Source organism: uncultured Caballeronia sp. (genome assembly GCF_964243625.1).
In the GTDB taxonomy this organism is placed as follows: domain Bacteria; phylum Pseudomonadota; class Gammaproteobacteria; order Burkholderiales; family Burkholderiaceae; genus Caballeronia.
On record NZ_CAXTGZ010000512.1, the window covers coordinates 1 to 4,354 of the forward strand.

The window sequence follows — 4,354 nt, forward strand, 5'->3', positions numbered from 1 at the left end:
GTTTCTTTTTCGCCGTTGGAAAAAGAAATGAAGTGCCGCCACGCACAGTGGCTAACGGCGATAAAGAGGATAACTAACAAGTAACGTGCGAAGACATTAAGAGCAACAACCCGGCATTAACCCCGCCCCACAACACCCAAAACCTTCACCCCCTAAAACCAACAGCCAACGACCCGCCCCCGATGGAAAAATCGTTAATCAAAAACATGGCGATCAACTTCTCGGGACTGGTGCTGCCCACCTTCGTCTCCCTGATCACCGTACCTGCCTACATCCATCTCGTAGGTGTCGAACGCTATGGCGTCATCAGCCTCGTCTGGACGCTTATCGGCTACTTCGGCATTCTCGATCTCGGCATGGGCATGGCCGCGCAGCATCAAATTTCGAAGGCGCACGCAGCAAACGACCCCGAAGCCCGCTCGCGCGTTTTCTGGAGCGCCATCTGGCTCAACCTGGGCACGGGAATCATCGGCGGAGCGCTGATCTACTTCGGCGCTTTCGCCTACACGGCCTACGTGGCACACACATCCCCGGACATGCAGCGCGAGGTCTATCACGCGCTTCCGTGGCTCGCGCTCGCCATCCCCATCGCAAACGTTTCATGGGTATGCGCGGGCGCCATCAACGGCGTCGAACGCTTCGGTATCTACAACACGAACCAGACAATCGGCACGTTCCTCTTCCAGTTGTTGCCGCTCGCGGCTGCATGGAAGATCGCGCCGAACCTGCAGACGGTGCTTGCCGCCGCCGTGGTCGCGCGTGTTATCGCGGTCGTGCTGCTTGCCCGCGCGAGCATCAAGGTGCTCGACATCAAACGCATCGAATGGCCGCAACTTGGCGTGGCCGGCGGTTTGTTCAAATTCGGCGGATGGATGCTGGTTGCAACCATCTCCAGCATGATCACCGATTCGCTCGATCGCATCCTTCTCGGCGCAAATCTCGGCGCGCGGTTCGTAACTTACTACACGGTGCCGCAGAACCTCGTCACGCGTTTGAACATGTTGCCGAATTCGCTGGTGCGGACGTTGTTTCCGCGGCTGTCGGCAATCAAGCGCGATCACGCCGATGCAATGGTCCGCCAGTCGCTCGAGTTCCTGAACGGAGTGTTCACACCGATCGCGTTGTTCGTGATGCTCGTGCTCGCACCGTTTCTGCATCTGTGGGTCGGGCAGGAAATCGCCGTCGCGAGCGCACCCGTTGGCCGGATCCTGATCATCGGCGTGTGGCTTGTCGGGCAGGCAAGCGTCACGCGCATCATGATCCAGTCGCAGATCAATCCCGCTACAGCCGCGCGCATCGGCCTCGTGCAACTGCCGTTCTTCGTGACGGCGCTGTGGTTCGGTATTGCGCACTTCGGTCCCATCGGCGCGGCGAGCGTGGTCGTCGCGCGTTCGCTCGTCGACTACGGTCTGCTGCTGTGGATCTCACGCGTCAACGCCCGGCCAATCGCCGCCGACATGCTCCTGCACCTCGCGTTTCTTGTCGCGGGACTCGGTGTCGCTTACCTCATCGATCCAATTGAATACCCGTTGCAGTCGATTGCCGCGGCGTTCGTTATTGCAGGCCTCAATGCCGGCTGTTCCCTGTTGACGCGACCCGCGCTGCGCTCCATGGCGCGCAGCTTTGTTCGCGAGTTGAGTACGCGTCTGAAACGACGCGTGAAATCCACGGTTTGAGGTGAGGAGTGGCGAATGAGACATGATCTCGATGAAGTGCTCATCGACCCGGTTCAGGATCACGCTGACCGCACTGATGTGAATCCGCCTTCCGTGATGGATGCGCCGCCAAAGCATCGCGCACGGGTTGCAAAGCGGGTACCGCGCGTAGCGATCGTGCACGACTGGCTCGTCGCATTCGCAGGCGCCGAGAAGGTGCTGGAACAGATCCTTATCTGCTTTCCGGAAGCCGATCTGTTCAGCGTGGTCGACTTCATGGAGGAGCGCGCGTGGATGCGCGGCAAGAAGGTCACCACGTCGTTCATCCAGAAGTTGCCGCAGGCGAAGAAGCGGTATCGATCGTACTTGCCGTTGATGCCGCTTGCCATCGAGCAACTCGATGTCTCCGGTTACGACCTCGTGATCTCGAGCAGCCATGCGGTCGCGAAGGGCATCCTCACCGGTCCGGATCAGATCCACGTGAGCTACGTGCATTCGCCCATCCGCTATGCGTGGGACCTGCAGCATCAGTATCTGCAGCAATCCAACCTCACGGTCGGCATCAAGTCGGGACTCGCGCGTCTTGTGCTGCACTACATGCGCAACTGGGATATCCGGACGTCGAATTCGGTGGATCATTTCATCGCGAATTCGGAGTTCATTTCGCGGCGAATCAACAAGGTGTATCACCGCGATTCGCATGTGATCTTTCCGCCGGTAGATGTCGATGCATTCCAGCTTTGCGAGGTGAAAGAGGACTTCTATCTGACCGCGTCGCGCATGGTGCCGTACAAGAAGATCGACTTGATCGTCGAGGCGTTTGCAAAGATGCCCGAGCGCAAGCTGGTGGTGATCGGCGATGGTCCCGACATGCGCAAGATCCGAGCGAAGGCGACCGCGAACATCGAGATCATGGGATATCAGCCGTTCGCGGTCTTGCAGGACAAGATGCGTCGCGCGAAGGCGTTCGTGTTTGCGGCCGAAGAAGACTTCGGCATCTCGGTGGTCGAGGCGCAGGCGTGCGGAACGCCCGTGATTGCTTACGGGAAGGGCGGTGCGCTGGAAACCGTGCTCGACAGTTCGAACGCATGTCCGACGGGCCTCTTCTTCGATGAACAAACGACCGAATCGATCATCGATGCCGTCGATGGCTTCGAGCTCGGCGCGGTGAAGATCGAACCTGCGGATTGCCGCGCGAATGCCGAGCGTTTTTCGGTGAGGCATTTCCGCGATAACCTGCGCGCCTACGTGCAGAGCGTCGCACCGCAGTTCACGCTGCCACCGCCGGCGTTGCCGCCGGTTCCCCTCGTGCGCAAGGTCAAGACGACAACGCCGAAGCAGGACGAAGACAACGAAGCCGCCGATGGCATGCGCGTGCTCGCAGTCGATCAAAGCGGCGTGCTCGGCGGCGCGGAATTATCGCTGCTCGAGGTCATGAAGAACATGCGCGGCAACAACGAGACAGTTCTCTTCGATGACGGTCCGTTTCGCATTGCATTGGAAGCGGTCGGCATCAAGGTCGACGTGCTCGATGGCGCCGCGCTCGGCGGCGTGAGCAAGGACAGCGGCATGAAACGGCCGAGTGCCGGCATGATCGGCGGCGTGATGGGACTCGTGCGCGGCACGCTGGAAAAATCCCGCAACTCCGACGTAATCTATGTGAACACTCAGCGCGCGATGGTCGTTGGCGCAATCGCGGGCCTGATCTCACGGCGGCCGGTCGTGTGGCATCTTCGCGATATCGTCAGCCCCGAGCATTTCGGCAAGACGCAGCTCACCATCATCAAGTGGTGCACGAAGCTGATGCTGGAACGTGTGATCGCCAATTCGACTGCGTCGGCGGTCGCGCTTACCGCGTTGACGCGGATGAAAGAAGAGCGTCTGGATGTGGTGTTCAACGGCATTTCAGCCGAGCCGTTCACGGAACTCGAAGCGGTCGCGCAACATGAATTGCGCTCGCGTTTTGGTTTGCCGCAGGATGCGTTTCTGGTCGGATCGTTCAGCCGGCTCGCGCGCTGGAAAGGGCAGCACGTGTTGCTCGAGGCGCTGCTGGAGGCGCCCGACATGCACGCCGTGCTGGTAGGCGCCGCCCTCTTTGGCGAGGATGCTTACGAGGCGGAATTGCGGGCTTATGTGCTTGAGCACGGGATTGGGGATCGCGTGCATTTTCTGGGGTTCCAGCATGACATTGCGGCGTGCATGAAAGCAGTCGATGTCATCGCGCATACGTCGATCAGTCCGGAGCCGTTCGGTCGCGTGATCATCGAAGGCATGCTGGCGAAGCGGCCGGTCGTGGCCGCGCGTGCCGGCGGTGTGGTGGATATCGTGACGAATCGCGAGAACGGCATCCTGTGCACGCCGGGAGATGTGACTGAACTGGCGGGCGTGCTTGGCGAGCTGTCCGCCGATGCGGACTTGCGCGGCCGCCTGGTCGAGCAGGGTTATGCAAACGCGATCAACCGCTTCGGCACGGAGCGGTATGTAGAAAGCGTGCAGAAGATCCTGTCGGATGTTGCCGGGAGGGGAAGGTCGAAGCGGGGATGAGTTCGGAGGCCGGTCGCTGAAACGAAGAGCCCCGCTTATGCGGGGCTCTTCGTTTGTACTCAAAGATGCGATCCGAAACCCCTCAAGCTTTCCGCTTAAAACTAGCCGACCAATGCATGGCGGGCCGTTCCACAAGCATATAAAACACGAACCCC

Annotated in this window: 2 protein-coding genes; both read left to right on the plus strand. The window is 60.0% G+C overall.

Going from position 1 to position 4,354, the window contains the following annotated elements:
* Window positions 1-182: 182 nt before the first annotated feature.
* A complete protein-coding gene (locus tag ACFFAR_RS25920) occupies window positions 183-1,676 on the plus strand; it encodes a flippase (protein WP_375508714.1) in 1,494 nt (497 codons plus the stop codon).
* Window positions 1,677-1,691: 15 nt separating this feature from the next.
* The gene (locus ACFFAR_RS25925; protein WP_375508715.1) at window positions 1,692-4,199 is read left to right on the plus strand and encodes a glycosyltransferase family 4 protein; all 2,508 of its coding nucleotides are present in this window, start codon (window positions 1,692-1,694) and stop codon (window positions 4,197-4,199) included.
* The last annotated feature ends 155 nt before the right edge of the window (window positions 4,200-4,354 follow it).